At 55.6% G+C, this 25,628-nt stretch carries 24 protein-coding genes; 8 read left to right on the forward strand and 16 right to left on the reverse strand.

The features are described 5' to 3' along the window. The first annotated feature begins 214 nt into the window (after nucleotides 1–214). The 3 genes from narQ (at nucleotide 215) to acrD (ending at nucleotide 5,889) form a co-directional block, all read left to right on the forward strand. Nucleotides 215–1,903, forward strand: coding sequence for a nitrate/nitrite two-component system sensor histidine kinase NarQ (narQ, locus tag IAE30_RS23270; RefSeq protein ID WP_200681088.1), 1,689 nt, complete (start codon nucleotides 215–217; stop codon nucleotides 1,901–1,903). Between the two features lie 41 nt (nucleotides 1,904–1,944). Continuing rightward, on the forward strand, nucleotides 1,945–2,577 hold the full coding sequence (locus IAE30_RS23275; RefSeq protein ID WP_200538114.1) for a response regulator: 633 nt from the start codon (nucleotides 1,945–1,947) through the stop codon (nucleotides 2,575–2,577). A 195-nt stretch (nucleotides 2,578–2,772) separates the two neighbouring features. Then, the gene (gene acrD / locus IAE30_RS23280; RefSeq protein ID WP_200681089.1) at nucleotides 2,773–5,889 is read left to right on the forward strand and encodes a multidrug efflux RND transporter permease AcrD; all 3,117 of its coding nucleotides are present in this window, start codon (nucleotides 2,773–2,775) and stop codon (nucleotides 5,887–5,889) included. A 104-nt stretch (nucleotides 5,890–5,993) separates the two neighbouring features. Here acrD and ypfM read toward each other — a convergent pair whose 3' ends face one another. After that, a complete protein-coding gene (gene ypfM / locus IAE30_RS30455; RefSeq protein ID WP_200681090.1) occupies nucleotides 5,994–6,134 on the reverse strand; it encodes a protein YpfM in 141 nt (46 codons plus the stop codon). A 326-nt stretch (nucleotides 6,135–6,460) separates the two neighbouring features. On the opposite strand from ypfM, the gene IAE30_RS23290 reads away from it, so the two are divergent. From IAE30_RS23290 to IAE30_RS23300, 3 genes are read left to right on the forward strand one after another with little or no spacing between them, the layout of a single operon-like run. Then, on the forward strand, nucleotides 6,461–6,829 hold the full coding sequence (locus tag IAE30_RS23290) for an ArsC family reductase (RefSeq protein ID WP_038645497.1): 369 nt from the start codon (nucleotides 6,461–6,463) through the stop codon (nucleotides 6,827–6,829). Between the two features lies 1 nt (nucleotide 6,830). Then, complete coding sequence (dapE, locus tag IAE30_RS23295; RefSeq protein WP_200681091.1) at nucleotides 6,831–7,958, forward strand: succinyl-diaminopimelate desuccinylase; 1,128 nt, start codon at nucleotides 6,831–6,833, stop codon at nucleotides 7,956–7,958. Between the two features lie 25 nt (nucleotides 7,959–7,983). Then, on the forward strand, nucleotides 7,984–8,172 hold the full coding sequence (locus tag IAE30_RS23300; protein WP_034825779.1) for a YpfN family protein: 189 nt from the start codon (nucleotides 7,984–7,986) through the stop codon (nucleotides 8,170–8,172). 120 nt (nucleotides 8,173–8,292) lie between these two features. Here IAE30_RS23300 and ypfH read toward each other — a convergent pair whose 3' ends face one another. The 6 genes from ypfH to dapA form a co-directional block, all read right to left on the reverse strand. Then, nucleotides 8,293–8,988: an esterase gene (gene ypfH / locus IAE30_RS23305; RefSeq protein ID WP_038645495.1), complete on the reverse strand. Its 696-nt coding sequence runs from the start codon at nucleotides 8,986–8,988 to the stop codon at nucleotides 8,293–8,295. A gap of 73 nt (nucleotides 8,989–9,061) precedes the next feature. Then, nucleotides 9,062–11,023 carry a tRNA(Met) cytidine acetyltransferase TmcA gene (locus IAE30_RS23310; RefSeq protein WP_200681092.1) on the reverse strand — a complete coding sequence of 654 codons (1,962 nt, stop codon included), beginning with the start codon at nucleotides 11,021–11,023 and terminating at the stop codon, nucleotides 9,062–9,064. Continuing rightward, nucleotides 11,023–11,886, reverse strand: coding sequence for a neutral zinc metallopeptidase (locus tag IAE30_RS23315; RefSeq protein WP_038645493.1), 864 nt, complete (start codon nucleotides 11,884–11,886; stop codon nucleotides 11,023–11,025). Before IAE30_RS23315 ends, IAE30_RS23310 begins: the two co-directional genes overlap by 1 nt. Nucleotides 11,887–12,109: 223 nt before the next feature. Next, a complete protein-coding gene (purC, locus tag IAE30_RS23320; RefSeq protein WP_200538108.1) occupies nucleotides 12,110–12,823 on the reverse strand; it encodes a phosphoribosylaminoimidazolesuccinocarboxamide synthase in 714 nt (237 codons plus the stop codon). Between the two features lie 144 nt (nucleotides 12,824–12,967). Next, nucleotides 12,968–13,999 carry an outer membrane protein assembly factor BamC gene (gene bamC / locus IAE30_RS23325; RefSeq protein WP_045814889.1) on the reverse strand — a complete coding sequence of 344 codons (1,032 nt, stop codon included), beginning with the start codon at nucleotides 13,997–13,999 and terminating at the stop codon, nucleotides 12,968–12,970. Nucleotides 14,000–14,013: 14 nt separating this feature from the next. Next, nucleotides 14,014–14,892: a 4-hydroxy-tetrahydrodipicolinate synthase gene (gene dapA / locus IAE30_RS23330; RefSeq protein WP_034825765.1), complete on the reverse strand. Its 879-nt coding sequence runs from the start codon at nucleotides 14,890–14,892 to the stop codon at nucleotides 14,014–14,016. Between the two features lie 143 nt (nucleotides 14,893–15,035). On the opposite strand from dapA, the gene IAE30_RS23335 reads away from it, so the two are divergent. Further along, entirely contained in the window at nucleotides 15,036–15,602 is a 567-nt protein-coding gene (locus IAE30_RS23335) for a glycine cleavage system transcriptional repressor (RefSeq protein ID WP_200681093.1), read from the forward strand. Between the two features lie 140 nt (nucleotides 15,603–15,742). Beyond that, the gene (bcp, locus tag IAE30_RS23340) at nucleotides 15,743–16,210 is read left to right on the forward strand and encodes a thioredoxin-dependent thiol peroxidase (RefSeq protein WP_034825761.1); all 468 of its coding nucleotides are present in this window, start codon (nucleotides 15,743–15,745) and stop codon (nucleotides 16,208–16,210) included. A gap of 34 nt (nucleotides 16,211–16,244) precedes the next feature. Here bcp and IAE30_RS23345 read toward each other — a convergent pair whose 3' ends face one another. From IAE30_RS23345 to IAE30_RS23385, 9 genes are all read right to left on the reverse strand, one after another. Then, nucleotides 16,245–17,312 carry an AI-2E family transporter gene (locus IAE30_RS23345; RefSeq protein WP_038645487.1) on the reverse strand — a complete coding sequence of 356 codons (1,068 nt, stop codon included), beginning with the start codon at nucleotides 17,310–17,312 and terminating at the stop codon, nucleotides 16,245–16,247. A gap of 279 nt (nucleotides 17,313–17,591) precedes the next feature. Then, nucleotides 17,592–19,184: a diguanylate cyclase gene (locus tag IAE30_RS23350; protein ID WP_038645483.1), complete on the reverse strand. Its 1,593-nt coding sequence runs from the start codon at nucleotides 19,182–19,184 to the stop codon at nucleotides 17,592–17,594. Nucleotides 19,185–19,349: 165 nt separating this feature from the next. Further along, nucleotides 19,350–20,180, reverse strand: coding sequence for a phosphodiesterase (locus IAE30_RS23355; RefSeq protein WP_200681094.1), 831 nt, complete (start codon nucleotides 20,178–20,180; stop codon nucleotides 19,350–19,352). Between the two features lie 11 nt (nucleotides 20,181–20,191). Next, complete coding sequence (locus IAE30_RS23360; RefSeq protein WP_200681095.1) at nucleotides 20,192–21,181, reverse strand: ABC transporter ATP-binding protein; 990 nt, start codon at nucleotides 21,179–21,181, stop codon at nucleotides 20,192–20,194. Beyond that, a complete protein-coding gene (locus tag IAE30_RS23365) occupies nucleotides 21,178–21,990 on the reverse strand; it encodes an ABC transporter permease (protein ID WP_034825754.1) in 813 nt (270 codons plus the stop codon). The genes IAE30_RS23360 and IAE30_RS23365 overlap by 4 nt, the downstream gene beginning before the upstream one ends. Next, on the reverse strand, nucleotides 21,987–22,844 hold the full coding sequence (locus tag IAE30_RS23370) for an ABC transporter permease (RefSeq protein WP_200681096.1): 858 nt from the start codon (nucleotides 22,842–22,844) through the stop codon (nucleotides 21,987–21,989). Before IAE30_RS23370 ends, IAE30_RS23365 begins: the two co-directional genes overlap by 4 nt. 2 nt (nucleotides 22,845–22,846) lie before the next feature. Further along, nucleotides 22,847–23,851 carry an ABC transporter substrate-binding protein gene (locus tag IAE30_RS23375; protein WP_234472851.1) on the reverse strand — a complete coding sequence of 335 codons (1,005 nt, stop codon included), beginning with the start codon at nucleotides 23,849–23,851 and terminating at the stop codon, nucleotides 22,847–22,849. 39 nt (nucleotides 23,852–23,890) lie between these two features. Continuing rightward, nucleotides 23,891–24,886, reverse strand: a complete 996-nt coding sequence (locus IAE30_RS23380; RefSeq protein WP_038645473.1) for a substrate-binding domain-containing protein — start codon at nucleotides 24,884–24,886, stop codon at nucleotides 23,891–23,893. A 126-nt stretch (nucleotides 24,887–25,012) separates the two neighbouring features. Then, nucleotides 25,013–25,621 (reverse strand): DsrE family protein, encoded by a 609-nt coding sequence (locus IAE30_RS23385; protein WP_038645471.1) that lies wholly within the window; start codon nucleotides 25,619–25,621, stop codon nucleotides 25,013–25,015. Between the last annotated feature and the right edge of the window lie 7 nt (nucleotides 25,622–25,628).

Consider the following 25,628-nt stretch of genomic DNA (forward strand, 5'->3'; position numbering starts at 1 on the left):
AAAAGTGATTACGCTGCAAATTATCAGCGATGTAATGAAAAGCAGGCACAGCAGGCGGTAAAGCCGTTCAATAATTCGCCAGCTAACGATATGCAATCCAGGGAAAGGTAAAGAGAAGTGTACTTCTCTGCTAAAAGTAACCTGATGTGACGATTCAGGCTCGCTGTCTGTCTGACGCTGCCTTATAATCCCATGTTCTTATAAGGGTTTTATTGTGATAGTGAAACGTCCTGTTACCCGCACCATAGCCCGTGCCCTGAGCGCGATTGTGTTGTTATCGCTACTTACCACCGGCCTGGCGCTGTTAACGCTCTCCAGCAGTTTACGTGATGCCGAAGCGGTGAATGTCGCCGGTTCATTGCGCATGCAAATTTATCGTCTCGCCTGGGATACCACGCGTGATCCGCAGCTGTTAGTGCAGCATATTAAGATCTATCAGCAAACTCTCAGCTCGCCGGCTTTGCGGCATCTGGAACGCCCGTGGGTGCCGAAGGAAGTGGCCAGCCGCTATCGCTATCTGCGCGACAGCTGGCCGCAGTTGCAGCAAACGCTGCAACCCGAACGCGCGCAGATCTATCAGCAACGCGTTGCCAGTTACGTGAGTGAGATTGACCGCTTTGTGCTGGCACTCCAACATTACGCCGAACTGAAAATGCATCTGGTGGCGGCCAGCAGCCTGTTTGGTGTCCTGGCGATTGTGGCGCTGGCGCTATGGACCATCCGCTTTATTCGTCGCAACGTGGTGCGCCCGCTGGATTCACTGGTCACGGCCAGCCAATACGTTGAGCAGGCGAATTTCAGCTTTCCGCCGTTATCGGTTTCCCAACCCACAGAACTCGGCGTGTTAGCTCAAGCCTTTACCACCATGGCCGAACGGCTGCACTCGCACTATCGCCTGCTTGAGCTGGCGGTGCGCAATAAAACGGAAGACCTGACGCAAGCCAACCGCACGCTGAAATTACTCTATGAATGCTCGCAGGTCCTCACCAGCAGCCCACTTAATCCGGAGTTGTTCCAGGGATTGCTGCGGCTGGTTCAACGTCGTGAAGCGTTGACCCTATTGAGCATCACCAGCGACGGCATTGATTTTCAGACGGGCGTGGCGGAAGACGATCTCGAATGGCAGCGTTTGCCGTTGCAGCAAGAAGATCAGTTACTCGGCGAACTGTGCTGGCAAACGCGACGAGCGCCACCTGCCGATGAACTGATGCAAAGCCTGGCCAACATGCTGGCGCGTTCGTTATGGATTTGGCAGACGCAAAAACAGTACCAGCAGATGCTATTAATAGAAGAGCGATCCACCATCGCGCGTGAACTGCATGATTCGCTGGCGCAGTCGCTCTCTTTCCTGCGCATCCAGCTCACGTTGCTGCGCCGCAATGTCGATAATACTCAGCCTCAGGCACAATCGATTATTGCCGAGTTTGATCGCGCCCTGGCCGAGGCCTATCAGCAGCTACGCGAGTTGCTCACCACCTTCCGTCTGACCATCGAACAGGCAGATTTAGTACAGGCGATGCAGGCAATGATTGCCCCGCTACAGGAACAATCGCAGGCCGTGATCACCTTCGATTATCAATCGGGCCTGCAAACGCTGGATGCTCAACAGCAGGTGCATGTGCTGCAAATTGCGCGCGAAGCGCTGCTGAACGCTATTCGCCACGCGCAGGCGCAGAAAATCCATATTTTTTATCAGCGCGATGAAGACGCATTCCATTTGCTGACGATTGAAGATGACGGTTGCGGCATCCGCAGCCTTGAAGAGCCACCGGGCCATTACGGCCTGACAATTATGGCGGAGCGCGCTGCCCGGCTTTCCGGCAGCTTACTGATTACCCCGCAGACGCGTGGAACGCGCGTTACGCTGCGTTTCCCACCACGCCCGGCACACCGGCTGGCTTAACGCGATACACTTATGTTGAATGGACTTTGACTGGAGAATTTATGGCATCCCCTTCCCTGACTATTATGATCGTGGACGATCATCCGCTGATGCGTCGTGGTATTCGCCAACTGCTGGCACTGGAACCGCGTCTGGAAGTGGTGGCCGAAGCCAACAACGGCACTGAAGCGCTGGCTGAGGCGCGTCGCCTGTCGCCCGATGTGATATTGCTCGATCTGAACATGAAAGGGATGTCGGGTTTAGATACCCTGAAAGCCCTGCGCCATGAAGGGATCGCTGCGCGCATTTTGGTACTGACCGTTTCCGACGCGCGCAATGATATATACGCCATGGTCGATGCCGGTGCTGATGGCTATTTGCTGAAAGACAGCGAGCCGGAATTATTGCTGGCGCAGGTGATGCGCGGTGCATTGGGTGAGAATGTGTTTAGTGAAGTGGTGGCAGAATATCTGGCAACGCGCCAGCCGAGCGCCAATCCTTTCAAACAACTCACCGAGCGTGAACTGGATGTGTTGCAGGAAGTGGCGCGTGGGTTATCCAATAAAGAGATTGCCGCCACCTTGCATATTTCCGAAGAAACGGTAAAAGTGCACATCCGCAATCTGCTGCGTAAACTGGATGTCCGTTCGCGCGTCGCCGCCACCGTGCTGTGGCTAGAGAGCCGCAATGTGTAGCAGCGCACAGAAAACCAGCACCACATTTACACTTTCTCCATAATTTATCCACGATTCTCTAATTTGCGCCGCGTACAGTAGGCAGCAGCAGGAGTTTTCGGGATAGCACCTTGCACTCCGCCGACGTGAAGCCAACTGCGCTTCACGTTTTACATAATAAAAGTAAAAAATACGCAGCTGAGGAGTGTCGGTTCCATGTCGAATTTTTTTATCGACCGCCCCATTTTTGCCTGGGTTTTGGCTATTTTGCTTTGTCTTTGCGGCACACTAGCGATCATCTCCCTGCCCATTGAGCAGTATCCCGATCTCGCACCGCCTAACGTGCGTATTACTGCCAACTATCCCGGTGCCTCTGCAGAAACGCTGGAGAACACCGTTACCCAGGTTATCGAACAGAACATGACCGGCATCGATAATCTGATGTATATGTCCTCCAACAGCAGTAATACCGGTCAGGCGCAAATCACCCTCACCTTTACCGCTGGCACCAATCCTGATGAAGCCCGTCAGCAGGTACAAAACCAGCTGCAAACCGCACTGCGTAAATTACCCGCCGCCGTTCAATCTCAGGGCGTCACGGTGAATAAAACCGGTGACAGCAATATCCTGATGATTGCGTTTGTCTCTACCGACGGAAGTATGGACAAACAGGATATTTCAGATTATGTCGCCAGTAACATTCAGGATCCGCTGAGCCGCATCGATGGTGTGGGTCAGGTGGATGCCTACGGTTCGCAATATGCGATGCGTATCTGGCTCGATCCCAACAAGCTGATTGCCTATGCGCTCACTACCGATGACGTGGTGAAGGCGATTGAATCGCAGAACACACAGGTGGCCGTGGGTCAGGTTGGTGGCTTGCCGTCTGTGGATAAACAAGCGCTGAATGCCACTGTCAATGCACAGTCCATGTTGCAGACGCCAGAGCAGTTCAAAGCCATCACGCTGAAAAACAACAGTGATGGTTCGGTAGTGACGCTGGGCGATGTGGCTGATGTGGCGATGGGGGCGGAAAAATACGACTTCCTCAGCCGGTACAATGGCCAGGCGGCTTCCGGTCTTGGCATTAAGCTGGCGTCCGGCGCTAACGAAATGAACACCGATAAGCTGGTGCGCGCGCGCGTGGAAGAGCTATCGCGTTACTTCCCGCACGGGCTGGAAGCCAAAGTGGCTTATGAAACTACGCCGTTCGTAAAAGCCTCGATCACCGATGTGGTGAAAACGCTGCTGGAAGCAATTCTGCTGGTGTTCCTGGTAATGTATCTGTTCCTGCAGAACTTCCGTGCCACGCTGATTCCGACCATTGCCGTGCCGGTGGTGCTGCTCGGCACCTTCACCGTGCTGTATGCCTGCGGGTTCAGTATCAACACGCTCACCATGTTCGCGATGGTGCTTGCCATCGGCCTGCTGGTGGATGATGCCATCGTGGTGGTGGAGAACGTTGAGCGCATCATGAGTGAAGAAGGACTTTCACCGCGCGCCGCCACGCGAAAATCGATGGGCCAGATTCAGGGCGCGCTGGTCGGCATTGCACTGGTGCTGTCGGCGGTATTCGTGCCGATGGCCTTCTTCGGCGGCACCGTGGGCGCTATTTATCGTCAGTTCTCTATCACCATTGTATCGGCGATGGTGTTGTCGGTGCTGGTCGCGATGATTTTGACGCCAGCCCTGTGTTCGACGCTGCTGAAGCCATTGGAACAAGGCCACCATCATGGACGTCGCGGCTTCTTTGGCTGGTTTAACCGCACCTTCAACGCCAGCGCGGAACGCTATGAACGCGGTGTCGCACGTATTTTGATGAAGGGTGGGCGCTGGCTGGTGCTCTATCTCGGCATCATCGGCGTGATGGCGTTTCTGTTTATCAAGCTGCCGACCTCGTTCCTGCCGCTGGAAGACCGTGGTGTATTCCTGACGCAGGTGCAGTTGCCGCCGGGCGCGACGCTAGAGCAAACCTCCAATGTGGTGGCGAAGGTCGAAAACTATTACATGACCGCCGAAAAAGACAACGTGCTATCGGTGTTCTCAACCATCGGCGCCGGTCCTGGTGGTAACGGCCAAAACGTGGCGCGCCTGTTTGTGCGCCTGAAAAACTGGGAAGAGCGTCCAGGCAGCGATCGTACCTCGTTCGCTATCATCGACCGCGCCACCAAAGCCTTCCATAAGATAAAAGAAGGCCGCGTCATCGCCAGCAGCCCACCGGCCATCACCGGCATGGGCAGTTCTTCCGGATTCGATATGGAGCTGCAGGATCACGGCGGTGTCGGCCATACGCAGTTGATGGCGATGCGAGACAAATTGCTGGAGCTGGCTGACAGCAATCCGGCTTTATCTCGCGTACGTCATAACGGTCTGGATGACAGCCCGCAATTGCAGATCGATGTCGATCAGCGCAAAGCGCAGGCGCTCGGCGTATCGCTTGATACCATCAATGACACGCTGACCACCGCATGGGGTTCAACCTATGTAAATGACTTCCTCGATCGTGGGCGCGTGAAGAAAGTGTATGTGCAGGCCGGTGCGGAGTTCCGCATGCTGCCGGGAGATATCAATAAGTGGTACGTACGCAACAGCAGCGGCACAATGGTGCCCTTCTCTGCCTTCGCCACCAGCCGTTGGGAGACCGGTTCACCGCGTCTGGAACGCTACAATGGTTACTCTTCACTGGAGATTGTCGGAGAGGCAGCCAATGGCGTCAGTAGCGGTACCGCGATGGATGTGATGGAGAAACTGGTGGGGCAACTGCCGTTAGGCGTCGGCTTCCAGTGGACCGGAGCCTCTTATCAGGAACGTCTCTCCGGTTCACAGGCGCCTGCGCTGTATGCGATTTCGCTACTGGTGGTATTCCTGTGTCTGGCCGCGCTGTATGAGAGCTGGTCGATTCCATTCTCCGTAATGCTGGTGGTGCCGCTCGGCGTGGTGGGTGCACTGGTGGCAACCTGGATGCGCGGACTCGAGAACGACGTTTACTTCCAGGTTGGCTTGCTTACCGTGATTGGTTTGTCAGCGAAGAACGCCATCCTGATCGTGGAATTTGCCAATGAGATCAACAGTAAAGGACGCGAGCTGATGGAAGCTACGCTGGAGGCTTCACGTCAGCGTCTGCGCCCGATTTTGATGACATCGCTGGCCTTTATCTTCGGCGTGCTGCCGATGGCGATCAGCAGCGGGGCGGGTTCCGGCAGCCAGCATGCGGTCGGAACGGGCGTCATGGGCGGCATGATATCCGCAACCGTGCTTGCAATCTTCTTTGTGCCGTTGTTCTTTGTGCTGGTGCGTCGTCGCTTCCCATTGAAAGACAAGCCGCACGATTAAAACCTGAGTCATAAAAAAAGCCGCTACGGAGACATAGCGGCTTTATTGCTTTGTGTGGTTAGAATTACAGCAAGTTGGGAATGCCCTGCTTTTCTCTTCGCGTATTACTTAGTGCGTAACATCGCTTCGATGAATTCTTTCCAGTTTCCCATTTCGGTGTCGACCATCGTACCCTCTCTTATTGTAGGGGTGATTCTACGCCGTTTTTTTCTACAGGTGAATACGTTTCCACCACTTGTCACCATCGGTAAAAGCGCACAAAAGCGTCATTTTGCCGAAATTGCGTACTGACGCACATTTCAGCAACTCGTTATCACCAATGGAAAAAATCACTGATGTTATCAAAAGTCGCTTTTGCCAGATTAGGATAATTCTTAGCATCCTGATGATGCCGCTGGCGACTATTTATGACGTTAATGAAAACGTTTACTGGATCTAATAAGTAACTTTGATAACGCCAAAATAATCATGAAAAAACAAATAAATCGCTGTGCCCGCAGCCGTGAGGGTCACTGCCATGAAAGCGCTATGGTAAACTCGCGCTTTATTTTTCACAGGATGGGAACAGGCGATGACAGCGCAGTGGGTGATGTACGGAATTAAAAATTGCGACACCATAAAAAAAGCACGCAACTATTTAGCAGAATCCGGCACCGACTATCGTTTTCACGATTATCGCGTGGAGGGCATCGATGACGCGCTGCTGCAATCGTTTATCGATCAGCTTGGCTATGAAGTGCTGCTGAACACGCGCGGCACCACCTGGCGCAACCTGCCAGAAGCGGAGCGTGCAGCCGTCACCGATGCGGCCAGTGCGAAAGCAGTGATGCTCGCCCAGCCTGCCATTATCAAACGTCCGGTATTGTCTGCCCCTAACGGTGACTTGCTGGTCGGTTTCAAAGATTCCCTTTATCACGCGTTTATCCAGGAGAAGTCATAACATGTTCTGTCCGGTCATTGAGCTGGCTCAGCAGCTTATTCGTCGCCCGTCACTGAGTCCGGATGATGCCGGTTGTCAGGCGCTGTTGGTGGCGCGTCTGGAAGCGATTGGCTTTACGGTCGAACAGATGCACATCGGCGATACGCTGAACTTCTGGGCCACGCGTGGTCAGGGCGAAACCCTGGCGTTTGCCGGTCACACCGATGTGGTGCCGCCGGGTGATGCCAACCGCTGGATCAGTCCGCCGTTTGAGCCTTCAATTCGTGATGGCATGCTGTTTGGCCGTGGTGCCGCAGACATGAAAGGCTCGCTGGCGGCGATGGTGGTGGCCGCTGAACGATTTGTCGCCGCTAATCCGCAGCACAAAAGGCGTCTGGCTTTCCTAATCACTTCCGATGAAGAAGCCAGCGCCGTTAACGGCACGGTCAAAGTGGTAGAACGTCTGATGGCGCGCAACGAGCGCATGGATTATTGCCTGGTGGGCGAGCCTTCCAGTACCGAAATCGTTGGCGATGTGGTGAAAAACGGTCGTCGCGGTTCGATGACCGCCAATCTGACGATCCACGGCGTACAGGGACACGTGGCTTATCCGCATCTGGCCGATAACCCGGTGCACCGCGCGATGCCAGCCCTGAATGAGCTGGTGGCCACCGAATGGGATCAGGGCAACGAATTCTTCCCGCCCACCAGCATGCAGATTGCCAACGTGCAGGCCGGCACCGGCAGCAATAACGTGATCCCCGGTGAATTTTTCGTGCAGTTCAACTTCCGGTTCAGCACCGAACTCACCGATCAAATGATCAAAGAGCGCGTAGCCGCCCTGCTGGATCGCCATCAGTTGCGTTACACGCTGGAGTGGAATGTTTCCGGTCAGCCGTTCCTGACCTCACGCGGCAAACTGGTTGATGCCGTGGTAAATGCTGTCGCGCACTATAATGAAATTAAGCCACAGTTACTGACCACAGGCGGCACCTCAGACGGACGCTTTATCGCGCGGATGGGTGCGCAGGTTGTGGAACTGGGCCCGGTGAATGCCACCATTCATAAAATCAATGAGTGCGTGAAAGCGTCAGATTTGCAGATGCTGAGTCGTATGTACCAGCGCATCATGGAACAGCTGATCGCTTAAGTAAGCACGCTAAAGGAGCAATGGGATGGAATTCTTTAAAGAGTACTGGTGGATCTTAGTGATCCTGTTGATGGTCGGTATTTTAATGAACGTTTATAAAGACTTAAAACGTATCGATCACAAAAAGTTTATGGATAACAAACCGGATTTACCACCGCATCGCGACTTTAACGATAAATGGGATGATGACGACGACTGGCCGAAGAAAAAATAATTGCGGTTAATCTCCTCCCTGTAAACGTAGCGGCGTGATGCGCCGCGCATCGGATAGCGAATAGGCTACAAAAATGCGCGATTCATCTCGCCGTTACGTTAAAACGACTCTGGTTCGCTATCACATCATCATCACCACATCATCATCACCCGGTTTAGCGCCGCTCAGCGCCTCGTCGAAGTAGCGACGCGGGATGGTATAACGCAGGTGATTCAACGCCAGTTCCATGCTGCGATCGTCAATCGCGTGCGGCAAATCGTCCACCACATCGAGTGTCACATCACCGCCCAGCGCCGTTAAGCGCTGCATAGCGGCTTCAGCATGTTCCAGCGGAATCTGATCATCATAATCGCCGTGGATCAGATGGATGGTATTGCGAGAGCTGACGCGCTCCGGCAGCGTGCTGTAGCGGCCGCTGAACACAATCGCGCGTCCTGCCAGATCCGCATGGGCTTTGACGCCTTCCAGCACCATGGTGCCGCCCTGAGAGAAGCCTACCAGTGCGGTGGCCTCCGGCCGAACACCCGATGCCTGTTGCCAATGGCGCACCGATTCGACAAACATCGGCATCACCGCATTGACGCCCTGCTGTTCTGATCGGTCATGCGTGGGAATATCCGCATACCATTGGCGGCCCTGCGGTACGCTGCCAGGGTAAGGTGCACCCACCACCACCACCTGCGCTTCCGGAAACGCTTTCGCGAACCAGTTGCCGATTTGCGCCATCGAATCAGGATTGTCATTCACGCCGTGATAGAGCAAAAACAGCTGCGCAGCGTGCGTCGGTTGCTGAACAATTACATATCGTAGTGCCATAAGATCCTCCTCAAATCACTATACGCCGCTCAGGCGAGAGTGATATTGGGAAAATTTGAACGAGATAATAGATTTATTGCAACGATGCCAACTGCTGTCGCCACTGTTCCGCCTGGCGGGTATCGCACTGAATCAACGCCTCCGCCGTCTCCAGGCGTAAGCGTTGTATCAGGGCTTTACGACCACTGAGACCCGCTTGCTGTGTTGCGGCACTCAGCGGTTGTTTTTGCACAAGGATGGCTTCGAGTATCGGTTGTGGTGATGCGCGCACCAGGCGTTGCAACGCGGCATAACTCGCCTCATACGGCCGCTGCGCCCAGGCGAATCCTGCCAGTAGCGGCCAGTCATCATCATTGAGTGTCTGCGGGTGCTCGGTGGTCTCGAAAGGAAGATCAATAATGTCACGCAACCACACCGCGTCACGCGAAAATCGCTGTGCCGCTTGCTGCTGTAACTTTTCTCCGGCGGGCGTTAAGGCACGTATCGCCATCGCCGCATAGCAGCCACTGCTGGCTTCACGCTGTGAGCCAATGCGTACCAGAGTAAATCCACAGCGCTGCCAGAACTGCCACAGCGATTCGGTATAGCCAAAACTCACCGAAAGGAAATCGCATCCTTCCGCCTGCTGATGTGCCATGGCCACCAACGCGCTGCCAATACCGCGCTGGCGTTGTGCGGCTAACACGGCAATGCGGCTGATACGCTGCGATCGCAAGGTAGCGGCTTCTGCAAATCCCGCATGGGCTGCCAGTGACTGTGCGACCAGATTGCCGCGCGGACGGCGCAACCCCGCCCAGACGGCATCAGCCAGCGGCTTGTCTAACCCACCCTCTTCCACCAGCCACAGTGCGCCGACAATATTTTCTGGCGTTCCTGCCAGCCAGAAGCGCATGCCGGGGGCATCCAGCATGCGCCGCAGGTCAATTGGAGAAGTGCGATAGTGGGCGCTCGCCAGCAGACGATAGCCCGCTTCCAGTGCCCCTTGCTCTGGTTTAGCCGGAAAAACAGAGATCTCACCGTTAAATTCGCTTTCAGCGGCATCCTCAAACAGCAGCGCCTGGCTTAGCCACTGTTCCAGCGGATCGTGCGCTGACCAACGCAAGGGTTCATCGAGCTGGAAATGTTGCACCTGCGGCAAGGTGGCGCAGAAACGCAGCATAAAACCACGCCCGGTGCCTTCGTAACCCTGCACGGTGGTGATCATCAACACGCGAGGAAAACGCTGAATCAGTTGTTGTAACAACGGCGCTGGAATCGCAGCTGCTTCATCAACAATCAACCATTGCGCTGACCGCTCAGCGGTTGAAGCGAGAATGGCATCCGGAGCCATAAAATGAAAATGTTCACCGGCAAACGACGCCAGCACGTCAGTGGAAACTTTGGCCGGTGCCGTCACCAGGCAGTGCTGATTCTGTTGCGCCAGCATCCCGGCCAGCGCCGATTTGCCCCGTCCGCGCGCGGCGGTGATCACCGCCACACCAGAGGGCATCGACAGCAACCGTTGCAGGATCCGCGCCTGCTGCTGCGGTGCCTGGCATTGCCAATCGGGTAGGTCCAGCAACGCAGGTGCACGCGCAGGCTGGTGCTGGTGCTGCAACATGACCTGCGGATCCTGCTCAATCAACCGCTGCAGATGGTGGATAAAATGAGGCGTGGCGATGGGTTCGGCGACATCGGCCCAACGCAGGCTGTCGCAGTCCGGTTGCGTGGCCCACTCTTGCCACGGCGGCGTCAGTAACAATAACCAGCTTCCCGCACGCAACGTGCCCGCCAACGCCGCTAACGCCTCCGCATGGAAACCGCTGCGCGCATCGAAAATCGCATGCTGGAATTCACGCCCCAGCAGCGTGCGCAGGGCGGCGGGCGCCACGCGTTGGGGGAAATCATCGCTGTCGCTCAGCGTGAGCCAGTCGCCGGGCAGCGCCGCACGCCACTCAACGGCCTGTTGCAGCGCCCAGTCAGCTTCACCGGCGATCACACACAAGCGACGAATGCCCGCTCGCTGCATCACGGCGGTGATATCAACTAACGACATCAGTTGGCGGCGAAGGTGTTGCAGTCGCCCGGATTTCCGCTGTCAAAACCGCGTTTAAACCAGGTATAGCGCTGTTGTGAAGTACCGTGCGTGAAGCTATCCGGCACCACGCGGCCCTGGCTTTTCTGCTGTAGTCGGTCATCACCAATCGCTTCTGCGGTATCCAGCGCTTTCTTAAGGTCGCCCACTTCCAGCATATTTTGCTGCTGCACATAATGGCCCCACACGCCGGCAAAGCAGTCTGCCTGCAACTCCATTTTCACCGACAGCTGATTGGCCTGTGCCTGAGTGGCACCCTGCTGCATCTGGCGCACTTTAGGCTCGATGCCCAGCAGCTTCTGGATGTGATGGCCGACTTCATGAGCAATCACATAGCCCTGCGCAAAGTCACCGCCCGCACCTAGCTTGGTTTTCATATCATCGTAAAACGACAGATCGATGTAGACAGTTTGATCCGCCGGGCAGTAAAACGGCCCCATCGCCGACTGGCCAGTGCCGCAGCTGGTTGAGGTGTAGTTGCGGTACATCACCAGCTTAGGTGGCACATACTGTTTTCCCATTTTCTGGAACAGCGTGCCCCAGGTCTCTTCGGTGGTGGCGAGAATCACCTTAGTGAATTTGGCATCCTCATTATCCTGCGCAGAGTTCACCGGGCGCTGCTGCTGTTGCGTCACCGGAGTTCCCCCCTCCAGCAACGCGGTGAGGTCGTAACCGTAATAACCCGCCACGGCCACCACAATCAGCAGAATGATACCGCCCTTGCCGCGCGGAATGCGGATTTGCCGACCGCCGCCGCCCAATCCGGGTGAATCATTGCGACGATCTTCTACATTGTCGCTTTCACGACGACCTTGCCAGCGCATGGCTCGCTCCTGTTAAAAGGTTTTGCATGATTTTAGTTGGCGGCATCGCTAATCACCAGCGTTGCGGCGCATGTGTAGCGAGATTGAGAGAAAGGAGGCGTATTAGATAACGTGCAGGCAGGGCAGAAACAGAAAAGGCCGCCAGCGATGACGACCTTTCATTTATCACGACACCCTGTTTACAGTGCGCTGGAATGCGCACCAAAAAGATATCGCTGAAGACTTAATCCAATTTCACACCCAGGCGGTGCGCCACTTCTTCATAAGCTTCGATCAGGCCGCCGAGGCTCTGACGGAAACGGTCTTTGTCCATTTTGTCCATGGTATCTTTGTCCCACAGACGCGCGCCGTCTGGCGAGAACTCATCGCCCAACGTCACTTCACCGTTGAACAGACCGAACTCCAGTTTGAAGTCGACCAGGATCAGACCGGCGTCATCAAACAGTTTGCTCAGTACGTCGTTGGCTTTGAAAGTCAGTTCCTGCATGCGCGCCAGATTGGCTTTGCTGACCCAGCCAAAGGTCTCGCAGTAGGATTCGTTGACCATCGGGTCGTGTTTGGCGTCATCTTTCAGGAAGAGATCAAACAGCGGTGGATTGAGCAGCATGCCCTCTTCCACGCCCAGACGTTTTACCAGCGATCCTGCCGCACGGTTGCGCACTACGCACTCCACCGGCACCATCTCCAGCTTTTTGACCAGCGCTTCGTTATCCGACAGCAGCGCTTCCATCTGGGTCGGAATGCCCGCTTCCTGCAGTTTGGTCATAATGAAATGGTTGAACTTGTTGTTCACCATTCCTTTGCGATCAAATTGCTCGATTCGTGCACCGTCTCCTGCTGACGTATCGTTGCGGAATTCAAGTACCAGCAGATCCGGATTATCGGTGCTGTATACGGTTTTCGCTTTACCGCGATACAACTCAGCTCGCTTTTGCATCTCATTAACTCCAAACATGAAAGAACCCGTGTTCAGCGGTGTTTCACCGCGCGATGACTGCCTGACGCAATCGTTTACTTCGCCGGGCGCTATTATGCCAAATCCAAAACAAAAAGGCCGGAGAATCTCCGGCCCTTTGGCAATTTATTTGTTCAGTGCACCCTGGAACACCGCCACCAGCGCATCGTTCTGCGCCTGAGTAAGCACATGGCCCTTAGGATCAATGAACTGCAGACTGCTGCGGTTATCCAAATCACCCACCTGCAATTTGTAATCGCCGTTTGGCAGTTCAGGATCCTTCGCACCAATCGCGTCAAACGCGCTGCTACCCGGCTGCTTGTAGGTCACTTTCAGACTACCCTGCGAGCGGTTGTCATCGGTCACTTCCATGCCCACACGCTTCAGCGCCGCTGGCAGACGCTGCCAGGTGACGTTAAACGGTGAACGCAGCACCAGCAGTGGCAGACCGGTATCATCTGCGCCGCTCTGGACGTCAATCTGCCCGGTCGCACGGCCTGCAGCGGCATCGGCGCTGGCGGTATCAATCTTATCCAGACCGGTACTGATGTCGTTCAACATCTGGCCGGTATAGCGTTGGATCTGCGCAGGTGCAGTCACCGTCTCACCTTTCTGCTGCAATTCCAGCAGACGAACCGTCAGCACCTGCTGATAGCTCTGGTTCTGTACGCTGATCTGGTAGCGACCGCGATACTGGTTATCTTCATCCGCACGGTTCCACTGCACCCAATCGGTGGTCAGCTGCTGCCCAGCATCATCACGCTGTGCAATCGGGAACTTGTAGGACTGGATCACATTCACCACCTGTGACCAGATAGAGCCACGGCTGCTCTCAACCGCCAGCACTCCGGTATTACCGGTGAACTGTGCACGCGTGCCGTTGAGCAGCGCCAGAGGTTGAGCCGGAGGACGAATATCCAGTTCTTTCCCTACTGCACCCTTCGCAACAGTGTGCGGCACATCGTAATCGCCATTCTGCAGAGGCAGAATCATCCCCGCCGGGGCTTTTAAATCATGCAGTTCAGGCGCCTGCAGGTAAGATTCATCACCGCTGACCTGGCGCTTATAACGCTGATCGCTGGAACAAGCTGTTAGCAGCATCAGGGTGGACACGCCCACCACGGTTGCCAGCGTCGAGCGCTTAACTGAATAACTCATTGATTCTCCCTAATTTATCGCAGACCCGCTTTAATCAGCGCCTGAGCCGTTTTCGCCTGACCGGCTTCGGTCAGTGGCGTCATCGGCAAGCGCAGCGTGTCATCCGCGATTAATCCTAGCTGTTTCGCTGCCCATTTAACCGGGATTGGATTGGGTTCACAGAAAAGCGTCTGGTGCAGGTGCATCAGACGCTGATTCAGGCGACGCGCTTCGGCAAAATTACCCTGTTGCGCCAGCGCACAGAGTTCTACCATTTCACGCGCTGCAATGTTGGCTGTAACCGAGATTACGCCTTTGCCGCCCAGTTGCATGGAGTCCAGAGCTGTCGCGTCATCGCCGCTGACAATAATGAACTCATCATTAACCAGCTCTTGGATCTGAGAAATACGCGATAAGTTCCCGGTGGCCTCTTTGATTCCGATAATATTTTTAATTTCGGCCAGGCGAGCCACGGTTTCTGGCAGCATGTCGCAGCCAGTACGTGATGGGACGTTATACAGCATCTGCGGCAGATCGGTACTTTCGGCAATCGCTTTGAAGTGCTGGAACAGACCTTCCTGGGTTGGACGATTGTAGTAAGGCGTCACCGTCAGACAACCCACCACGCCGGTGCCGGTAAAGCGCTTAGTGAGAGAGATACCTTCAGCAGTGGCATTGGCGCCGGTTCCGGCGATAACCGGAATACGACCATCAGCCAGCTCCAGCGTCTGCATCACCACATCACCATGTTCTTCATGGCTGAGGGTGGCAGATTCGCCGGTGGTGCCAACAGAAACAATTGCCGCAGTGCCGCTGGCAACATGATAATCAATCAGTTTTTTCAAACTCTCGCGGCAGACATTGCCTTTTTCATTCATTGGCGTAATGAGCGCAACAATACTTCCGGTGAACATGGGCTATCCCCTCGACAAACAAGTGCCTCATGTTACGTTTTACCCCGAAAGAAAAGCAAGCGAGCCAAGCCATTCCTACCCTTGTCAGCAGTTTTTTTTATGTTTACCTTATGGTTATTAGCGAACGTACAGGAAACGCCATTTTGTCGCAGTCACAGCCTCACCATTTGGTGATCACCGCATTGGGCGTTGATCGTCCGGGAATCGTCAACACCATCACTCGCCATGTCAGTAGCTGTGGTTGCAACATCGAAGATAGCCGTCTGGCAATGCTCGGTGATGAGTTCACCTTTATCATGCTGCTTTCAGGAAGCTGGAACGCGATTACCCTGATTGAATCCACACTCCCCATGAAAGGTGCCGAGCTGGAGCTGCTGATTGTGATGAAGCGCACCAATGCACGCATTACCCCGCCGATGCCCGCCACGGTATGGGTGCAAGTGGAAGTGCCGGACTCACCCCACATCATTGAGCGCTTTACTGACCTGTTCGATAAACATCAGATGAATATCGCCGAACTGGTTTCACGCATTAAGCCAGCACAGGATGGTGTGCCTCCTACACTCTATATTCAGATGACCGCCCACAGCCCGGATAACCAGGCCAGCGCACCGTTTGAACAAGCCTTCAACAAACTGTGTGAAGAACTGCATGCACAAGGCTCAATTCGTCTTTATAGTGTCACCGACGATGCCAACAACACCCTGTAAACTAACGCCGGGTTATTTCTCCACACACTCTGCCATGCGGCATACCGTGTAGTGAAATAACCCAGAGGGTGGCACCCGCTGGGGCTTTTTGCCGCGAGGGTGTATTACCCACAGCATGAAGAAAAAAATGGAGAGTTGTGATGAATCCACTGAAAGCCGGTGATACCGCACCGAAATTTAGCTTGCCCGATCAGGACGGCGAACAAGTAAATTTGGCCGACTTCCAGGGACAGCGCGTTCTGGTCTATTTCTACCCGAAGGCCATGACGCCGGGTTGCACCGTTCAGGCCTGTGGTCTGCGCGACAACATGGATGCGTTGAAAACCGTGGGCGTGGAAGTGCTGGGCATCAGCACCGATAAGCCTGAAAAACTGTCACGCTTCGCCGAAAAAGAGGTGCTGAACTTCACCCTTTTATCTGATGAAGATCACCAGGTCTGCCAGGAATTCGGTGTCTGGGGTGAGAAAACCTTTATGGGTAAAACCTATGACGGTATCCACCGCATCAGTTTCCTGATCGACGGTAACGGCAAAGTTGAGAAAGTCTTCGACGACTTCAAAACGTCGAACCACCACGACATCGTGCTGGATTATCTGAAGTCGGCATAAAACAAAACGGGTGCACAATGTGCACCCGTTCTCTTTACCCCTGCTGATGCTCCAGCGCCGTTTCCGGCCAGGCGCGCACCACCGCCTTGATTAACGTCGCCAGCGGGATAGCAAAGAACACGCCCCAAAAGCCCCACATCCCGCCAAAAATCACCACCGAAAGAATGATCACCAGCGGATGCAGATTGACGGCCTCTGAGAACAGAATCGGCACCAGCACATTACCATCCAGCGCCTGTACCACCAGATAAACGATAAACATCGTCCAGAAATCAGTGCCTAAGCCCCACTGGAATAGACCGACGCCAATCACCGGAATCGTGACCACCATGGCGCCGATGTAGGGAATCAACACGGAAATCCCTACCAGCACCGCCAGCAGCAGCGCGTAGTTGAGCCCTAAGACCAGGAAGGCAATCCAGGTGACAAAACCTACCGCGACCATTTCCAGCACTTTGCCGCGAATGTAGTTGGTGATTTGCTGATTCATCTCCTGCCAGACCACGCCCGCCAAACCGCGATTGCGCGGTAATACACGGCGCACGGCATTGAGCATCTGCTCTTTATCTTTCAGCAGGAAAAACACCATCAGCGGCACCAGCACCAGATAGATCATCAGCGTCATCAGCCCCACCAGCGAGGCCAGTGAGTACTTCACTAATGATTCCCCCAGCCCGGTCAGGCGACTACGCAGATTCTCAACGATGATGTCGATGATGCCCGCATCCACCAGCGCCGGAAAACGCTTTGGCAATCCGGCGGCATACACATAGAGCTTGTTCAGCATATTCGGGAGATCACGCAGCAAGTTGATGCCTTGCTGCCAGGCTACTGGCGCGACAATCAACACCATCACCAGCAAAATACCGGCAAAAACAATCAGTACCATGCTGGTGGCACAGGTGCGGCTGCATCCCAGGCGCTGTAATCGAACGGTTGGCCACTCCAGCAGATAAGCCAGCACCAGCGCGACCAGCAACGGTGCCAATAAACCACTGAAGAAAAACAGGATACAGAACGCCATCAGCAGGATCACCAGCAGGCCAATCGCCTGCGGATCGCTAAAGCGACGTTTGTACCATTGGAAAAGCAGTGCCAGCATTTCACTTCCTTGACGCCAAAAACGGGATGATGATTGTACAGAAATTTACGGCGAAAACCTGATGTGCATAAACCTGCATCTTAAGAAACCCGATGAGGATCTGCGCTGAGGTGCAGGCGGCAATGCCTGCGCAGCTAGCGTCCAATCGAGCCTGATAAATCACTCGATAATGTGCGTTAATGCATACCGGATAAATTGCAGAATCTTGTGCGTCTGTGCACACCGGATAAATCCTGCACGCTGGTGATAGGGCCGCCATTTAGGTCGACCCTTGCGGCACTAGCGGGTAATACTGCTCACCAGCGCGTCCTGGCCGGCAATCATCACACAGTTACGTCCGGCATTTTTCGCCTGATAGAGTGCAGCATCCGCCTGTTTCAGGCTCACATCTTGCGGCTCGTTATCGGCCTCCCAATGTGCGATGCCCACTGAGAGCGTGATATGCCCAACATGGTCAATCCAGCTCTCGGCAATGCTGGTGCGCACGCGCTCGGCAATCACCCGCGCTTCTTCCGTCGAGGTGGCTGGCAGCAGCATCAGAAACTCCTCGCCGCCGTTACGGCACACCACGTCGGTCTGGCGCGCACTGTTACGCAGGGTTCGCGCCACCTGTTTGATCACTTCGTCACCGACATCATGGCCGAAGTTGTCATTCACCCGCTTGAAATGGTCGATATCCAGCGCCAGCACCGCAAAGGGCTGACGCATGGTTTCGAAGTAATCCAGCACCGCACTCAGGCCCCGGCGGTTAAGCAAACTGGTCATCGGATCGGTTTGTACTTCCGATTTCAGCCGACCGATTTTGTCCTGTACCAGTCCGATCCCGGTGAGCAAGGCGCGCTTCACCTGAGCCGCTTCGAAGTACCAGGCATGAATGCCGCCAATTTCACCCGATACGCCCTGGGTGTCCATCTGACTGGCTTTACGCGCCAGTTGCCACAGCGGCAAGGCAATCAGACGGGCGAAGATCACCGCCATTATTAGGGTCAGCAGCGCAAACGGCACAGAGTTTTTCAACACTTTCAGCAGCAAACCAGAGAGCGGTTGCAGGGTGACGTCCGTTGGCTTAAGTGCCACCACCATCCAGCCGGTGGTTGGCACGATGGCGTAACCCGCCAGTTTCGCCGTGTCCTCTTCTTTGACCTGCACCTCGCCATTGGTGCTCTCATTGCGTTGACGTTCGCTGACGATCTCCGGTGCAATTTTGCCTATCAGCTGACTGTTCTGGTGATAAAGCACCTGATTGTTGCGATCCAGTACATAGACGCGCGTGCCATCCCGGTAGAATTGCTCACCGAGTAAGGCATTAAGAATACTTTTCTTCTTCAGATAGATGGTGCCGCCCACATAGCCGAGATAGCGCCCTTCGTTGCTCCAGATCGGCCAGGAGACAAACACAATCAGATTGTTGGCCGCTGAAATTGTCGGCTTACTCACCATCGGTTGACGCTGTGCCAGCGCCTCCCGTGAAGCCTGGCTGGTGAGCTGCATACCTTTAAGCATCAGTGACTCAGGCGAAATCGCTTTGACTATCCCATTGGTGTCGACCACGGCAACGGAGTTAAAGCTATTGGTTTGCTCACGCAGACGGTTCACTTCCTGCTGCGCCAGCTCCGGATTATCAAAATCCTTGCCTAACTGGGTCGCGCTGTAATGCAACTGCGACTGCGCCAGCTGGAAAAAGACTTCTGTCGTCGCGGCGAGTTTAGTGGCATAGGCGCGGTTGGCCTCAAGGGTGCTTTCGATCAGCACCATACGCTGCACGCGCCAGGTGGCGTACAAGGTATTGGCGAGCGTAATGACGATACTGGTGATTGCCAGCAACGCAATCAGCGTACGCAGGTCAGTTTTTGGCCGGATGCGCATCAGCATGACGCAACCGCCCTGGTGTGAAAATTCATCATTCGCGTGCCTGACAATATAGTTATAGTTGGACGAGCTACCCCTGGTGAGGGAACCGCCAATTGTACACCTGCAAACCAAATTGAGCACGAACCATCCTGTCAGACACGCGTAATTATTCAGCAAACGTTGGCGCTAATCGATCAGACCATTCGCATCATAGAACGGCCACGGGCCTGGATAATCGCCGATAGCGCACTGGTGCGTCGTCATACCTTGCTGAGGATGCCAGCGATGTAGCAGGAAACCCGGCGGCTCCAGCACGAAATTCGCCGGACCGTTTTCAGACAAATCAAAGGCCACCTGATGCGACACGCCTGGCGCAACGCAGGCTATCGTACCCGCAAAGCGCGCCTGCACCGAACGATGCAGATGGCCGCTCAGCACACGTTCAACCTGCGGATGCTGGCGGATAATCGCCGCCAGCGCGTCGGGATTGCGCAGCGGCTGCTTGTCCATATGACCAATGCCGGAGATCAAGGGTGGATGGTGCAGCATCACCAGCGTGGGTAATTGTGGTTCGCGCTCCAACTGCTCTTTCAGCCAGGCCAGCTGAGCTTCATCCACGTAACCCCACGGCTGTTGCGGCACGCTGGAATCCAGTGCCAGCAGCTGCACCCCTTTCACCTGCGCCTGCCAGTTTAGGGTTTCGCCACGTTGCAGATAGTGGTGATCCGGGAACGCCGCGCGTAACTGCTGGCGATCGTCGTGGTTGCCCGCCATCAGCATGTACGGCAGTTGCAGACGACGCAGCGCCGTCCGCAGCGTTTGATACTCTTCTGCGGTGCCAAAATCCACCAGATCGCCGGTGATCACCACAATATCCGGGCGCGGCGTCAAACGATTCAGGGTGTCGATGACCCGCAACAGCGCCGCCTGAGTGTCGACTTTTTTGTAAGACAGGCGACCGTTCGCCTTGATGTGTAAATCGCTAATTTGCGCGATCAGCGTCAATGCTTCAGACACGAGTTTCTTCCTCAGGATGCAGAAAACTGCAGGGCGGCGTCTTGCGCCAGCGTCCAGCTCACCGGTTGCCCGGCATGCCAGGCTTCACGCGCATGGCGATCGACCTGAATCGGCATTGCAAGGCCGATGTCGATCATCAGCCGCTGCGACGCGCCTAAAAAGGTGCTGGCAAGGATAAAGCCCTGGCGTGCGTAGCGATTATCATCGGCGAGTAGCACATCTTCCGGACGACAGAAGCGCTGAGGATTGCCGCGCTTATCCACATCGATGCAGTTAATCGCCCCGACAAAATCCGCGACAAACTTCGAAGCAGGATGCTGATAGATATTTTGTGGCGTATCGATCTGCACCAGACGCCCCTGCTCCATCACCGCGATGCGATCGCCGAGCGCCATGGCTTCTTGCTGATCGTGCGTGACGTACACGGCGGTGATCGCCAGCTTCTTCAACAAGGTGCCGATTTCCAGGCGCAGGCGATCGCGCAGACGTGCATCCAGCGCAGCCAGCGGCTCATCAAACAGCAGTACTTTGGGTCTGGCTGCCAGCGCACGCGCCAGCGCCACACGCTGTTTCTGTCCGCCGGAAAGCTTATCAATGCTGCGCTGCGACAAGGCGCTGAGATCCACCAGCTCCAGCATCTCCTGCACGCGCGCTTCACGCTCGGCACGCGCCACGCCCTGCACTTTCAAGCCGTAAGCCACGTTCTCGGCAACGTTAAGATTGGGAAACAGCGCATAGTTCTGGAACACCATGCCAACGTTGCGTTTCTCAATCGGCAACGCGGTGACGTTACGATCGTCGAACCACACCTCGCCGCCCGCATCGCAGCGCTCAAGCCCGCTGATGATGCGCAAGGTGGTGGTTTTTCCGCAGCCAGATGGCCCGAGCAACACCAGGGTTTCCCCGGGATTCACGGTCAGATCGAGTGGATGCAGTGCCAGTTGGTGATTGAAGTGACGTGAACAACCACGCAGCGTCACGGTAACGGCTGCAGGATTCATGCCGCCTCCTTGTTTTGGCGCGATACCGCGCGGTTAAGCCAGTGATTCACCGCATTCAGCATCAGCAGCAGCGGCAAGATCATCAGAATGAAAATCAGCGTATACGCGGAACCCACTTCCAGTCGCATCGAGGCGTAACTGTCCGCAAGGCCGACCGGCAGAGTTTTGGTCAGCGGCGTATGCAGCATCCAGGTGATGTTGAACTCCCCCACCGACAGGGTGATCACCATAAAGGCACCGGCCAGAATGCCGTTGCGGCAGTTGGGCACCACCACGGTAAAGAAGCGCTGCCACAGGCTGGCACCGAGGCTGGCGGAAGCTTCTTCCAGACGCGGCATATCGATCGCCTGCATCACCGCCAGCACCGGTCGCATCATAAACGGCAGCGTGAACAGCACGTGACCAATCAGAATAAACACCCAACTGTCACGCAGGCCGGAAAACTGGCCGTAAAGCAGAATGATGCCGAGCGCAGTGGCTAAGCCGGGCAGCGCCACGGGCAACATCAGGCACTCTTCAATACGTGCTGCCCAGCGGCCGGGCGCTTTCAATAAACCCCACGCGGCTGGCACGCCAATCACCAGAGTGACCAGTAAGCAGAACAGCGCTATCAGCAACGACAGCCAAAAGGTGTCGGCATACATTTCCCACACCTGCTCAACCCATTTCAGGGTCAAACCGCTGCGCAGGCCGATAAAGTAGTTATTGGTGACACCTGCCAGCATTGACAGCACCACCGGCACAATCATAAACAGCGCGGTGAGCGTGGTGACCAGCAGCTGCAGGCTAAACAATCCGCGACGATTCATGCTGCCCCCTTGTGTGCCAGACGGCGCGCCAGCATGAGCGCCAGCCAGGCGACTGCGCCCATGACTACCGACAGTGCCGCCGCCGTAGCGAAGTTAGCGTAATTAGTAAATTCGCCATAAATAGTCAGCGGTAACACCGCCAAATTGGTGCCGAGGGTAAAAGCGGTACCAAACGCGCCCATGCTGGTGGCGAAACAGAGTGCGCCGGTCGAGAGCAACGCCGGCTGCAAACCCGGCACAATCACATCCCAGGTAATGCGCCACTGGCTGGCGCCGAGTGAACGTGCCGCCTCTTCCAGCGAGCGGTCAAGTTTTTCACTGGCCGCGACAAGCGTGACGATGGCGCGCGGCAGCGAGAAATAGAGATAGCCAATAAACAGGCCGGTCAGTGAGTAAGCCAGCGTCCAGCGCTCGTGCACCAGGCTCATGCTAATTTGCGCCAGCAAGCCCTGACGGCCAGCCAGCATCACCACCAGAAAACCGACCACGACGCCGGGAAAAGCCAGCGGGAAGGTCAACAAGGCGAGCAAAGTGCCGCGCCCCGCAAAGCGTTTACGCGCCAGAAAACAGCCGACAACAGCGGCAATCACCAGCGTCACGAGCGTGACAGCCAATGACAACAACACGGTATTCAACAGACTGAACAGGTAATTAGGCTGACTGATCACCGTCCAGTAGCCACTGTGCTGTGTGGTGCGATCGTTCTGCATACCGATTTGCAGCAGACGGGCAAACGGCAGCAGCCAGAAGGCACAGAAAAACAGCAGTGCGGGCAGCGTCAGCCACAGCCAGCGGCTGCCCGGCAAAGTGCGAGCCTGGCGGCGTGAAGCCGCCAGGGTGTCGGAAATCGACATGATCAGTGGATCTCGCTCAGGTACTTAGCAGAGAAGGCTTTCTGCGCATCGGCCATCTGCTGATAGTCGACGGTTTGGGCGCGGGCGTAGTCGCTATCCGGCAGGAAGAATTTTTTCGCTTCGGGTGACATCGCTGAAGTACGCACTGGTCGCAGGAAGGCATTGGCCCATATCGCCTGACCTTTGTCCGACAGCACATAATCGATCACTTTCTTGCCGTTGGCTTCGTGTGGCGCGTTCTTCACCAGGCTGATGACATAAGGAACCGTCACCGTGCCCTCTTTCGGGATCACAAACGCGACGTTGGCGTGATCTTTATACTTGGCGCGATAAGCGTTGAAGTCGTAGTCGAGCAGAATCGGGATTTCGCCTGAGATGAGACGCGCGTAGGCCGTCTGCTTTGGCACGATCGGCTGGTTGGCCTGCAGTTTTTTGAACCAGTTCAGCGCTGGCGTAAAGTCCTGCATGTTGCCGCCTTTCGCCTGGTTGACCGCTACCGCCGCCACATAGCCGACAAAGGCACTGGCCGGATCGAGGTAGCCAATCATCCCTTTGTACTCTGGTTTCAGCAGGTCATCCCAGGATTGTGGCACTGGCGCGCCGCCGAGCGCATCCACGTTGACCATAAAGCCCATGGTGCCCGAGTGCAGCGCGACCCATTTACCGTTCGGATCTTTCATTCCGGCGGGGATATCATCCCAGTGTGCGGGCTTATAGCCGGTGATGACGCCCGCGCTGTCGGCCTGGATGCCGAAACTGACGCCGTAATACACCACATCTGCCACCGGATTGCCTTTCTCCGCCACCATTTGCGCCAGCGCCTGGCCGGAGTTTTTGTTGTCTTGTGGCACGGTGATGCCGGTATCTTTGGCAATGGCTTTGAGCTGTGTGCCCCAGTCAGCCCACTCGGGCGGACAGTTGTAGCAGATCGCGGTTTCCGCGGCCTGCGTCATCATACTGAACAGCGAACCGGCGGTCAGCGCGATCGCTCCTGCAAAAATTTTCATTTTTCGTTGGAATTTCATGGTGGTTCCCTGGTGTTGGTATCAAAAAGCGGTGGCTGGCGCGGCGATACTCTCACCGCTCCGCAACCGATGGGCCAGCACGCGGGTGCCGCGACTGGCTTGTTGTAACAACATATCGATGGCACAGGCACCGAGCATGTCGGCTGGCTGAGTGACGCTCGCCAGTGACGGCGCAATCTGCTCGCCAATATCGATGCCGTCGAAGCCCATCACCGAAAGTTGCTGCGGGATGCGTACACCGGCACGCGCCGCCGCACCAATCAGGCTGATGGCGAGCAAATCATTGGTACATATCACCGCCGTCAGCGGTGCTGCGCCCTGCAACTGCGGTTGCAGCAGCGCGAAATCAGAATGGGTATGGCTGGTCATCTCAATCACCGGCAGCGCAGACAGCCCGGCACTGTGCATCGCGTCGCCATAGCCCTGATAACGCAGGCGCGCACGATCCGATTGCAGCATCGGCCCGGCGACCATACCGATATGGCGATGCCCGAGAGACAGCAAATGTTCTGTGGCTTCACGCATCGCCTGGCGGTTGTCGACGCAAATGGCGGGCCAGTGACTTTGCTGAGGGACGTTGTGCGCCAATACAAACGGCATGCTGGCTTCATGCAGCGTAGTCAGGACCGCGCTGTTATCCGCATCGGCCACGGTCAACACCAATCCCGCCACACGCTGGCGCAGCATATGTTCGACAATCGCCGCTTCACGCTCTGGCTGGTAATCACTGGTCGCCACCAGCAAACCGTATCCGGCCGCACGCGCCTGACGCTCCATCGCCTGTAACTGGCGTGAGAAAATCGGGTTAAGCAGCGAAGGCAGCAGCACACCCAGCGTGGTGGAGCTTTGCGTACGCAGTTGACGTGCAATGTGATTGGGGCGAAATCCGAGTTGCTCTGATGCCGCCAACACCTTTTCCAGCGTGTCAGGCCGCAACAGATGGGGATCAGAAAATGCGCGTGCGGCGGTAGCGCGAGATACGCCAGCCAGCTTTGCCACACTGATTAAATCGGACATGTTCGCCTCGTGAATGAGCAATGAGATCGATCTCATTGGCGCTTAAAATAGCGGCGAACTGTGACAGCAACATCGCGGAGAGATGACGAAAAAATGACAGCAGCGCGAACTGCTGTCAGGCAGGAATTACAACATCAGGAAGGCGTAACCTTCGTTTTGCAACGAGGCAACCGTGGTACCGCTGGAGAGGGTGTGCGTCACGCGGGTGTCGATCCAGTCCCGCTGTAGTTGATGGAAGGCCACCGACTGATCGCAGATTGTCACCTTCACACCCGCCTGCTTCAACTCATCGATCAATTTCAGGTTCGGGTTATCTGTGCCGTAAGCTTTGCGGAATTGATCGTTATTCAGCGCGGCAGGCACGGCATCGCTGTTGATTGACACCACAAAATTCAGCTGATTGAGCGGCACCCCGGCAGCGTAATAAAGGTTGGTGACACGCGCCACGCGTTCCAGTCCGAGGTTAGGCTGGCGCACATCCCCTTCCGTGCGGTTGATCTGAAAAACGATCTTATTGCTCAGGCCTGGCGTATTCGCGGGGTTGTAATCCGGCGTATTCACAAAATGGATTTTGCCGTAGCCCGCGATGGCTGGCGTGCTCCAGAAGTCCGCTGGCTCGCTTTTGTTGTCAGCAAACTTGCTGCTGACCTTATCCACCAGCTCTGGAAGCTGTAACACATTACCGCCCACGAAACCCGCCAGTGCGGCGATGACAATATAGGACGCTGGACGCATTTCACTT

The organism is Pantoea sp. S61 (genome assembly GCF_016625145.1).
Taxonomy (GTDB): Bacteria; Pseudomonadota; Gammaproteobacteria; order Enterobacterales; family Enterobacteriaceae; genus Pantoea; species Pantoea rwandensis_B.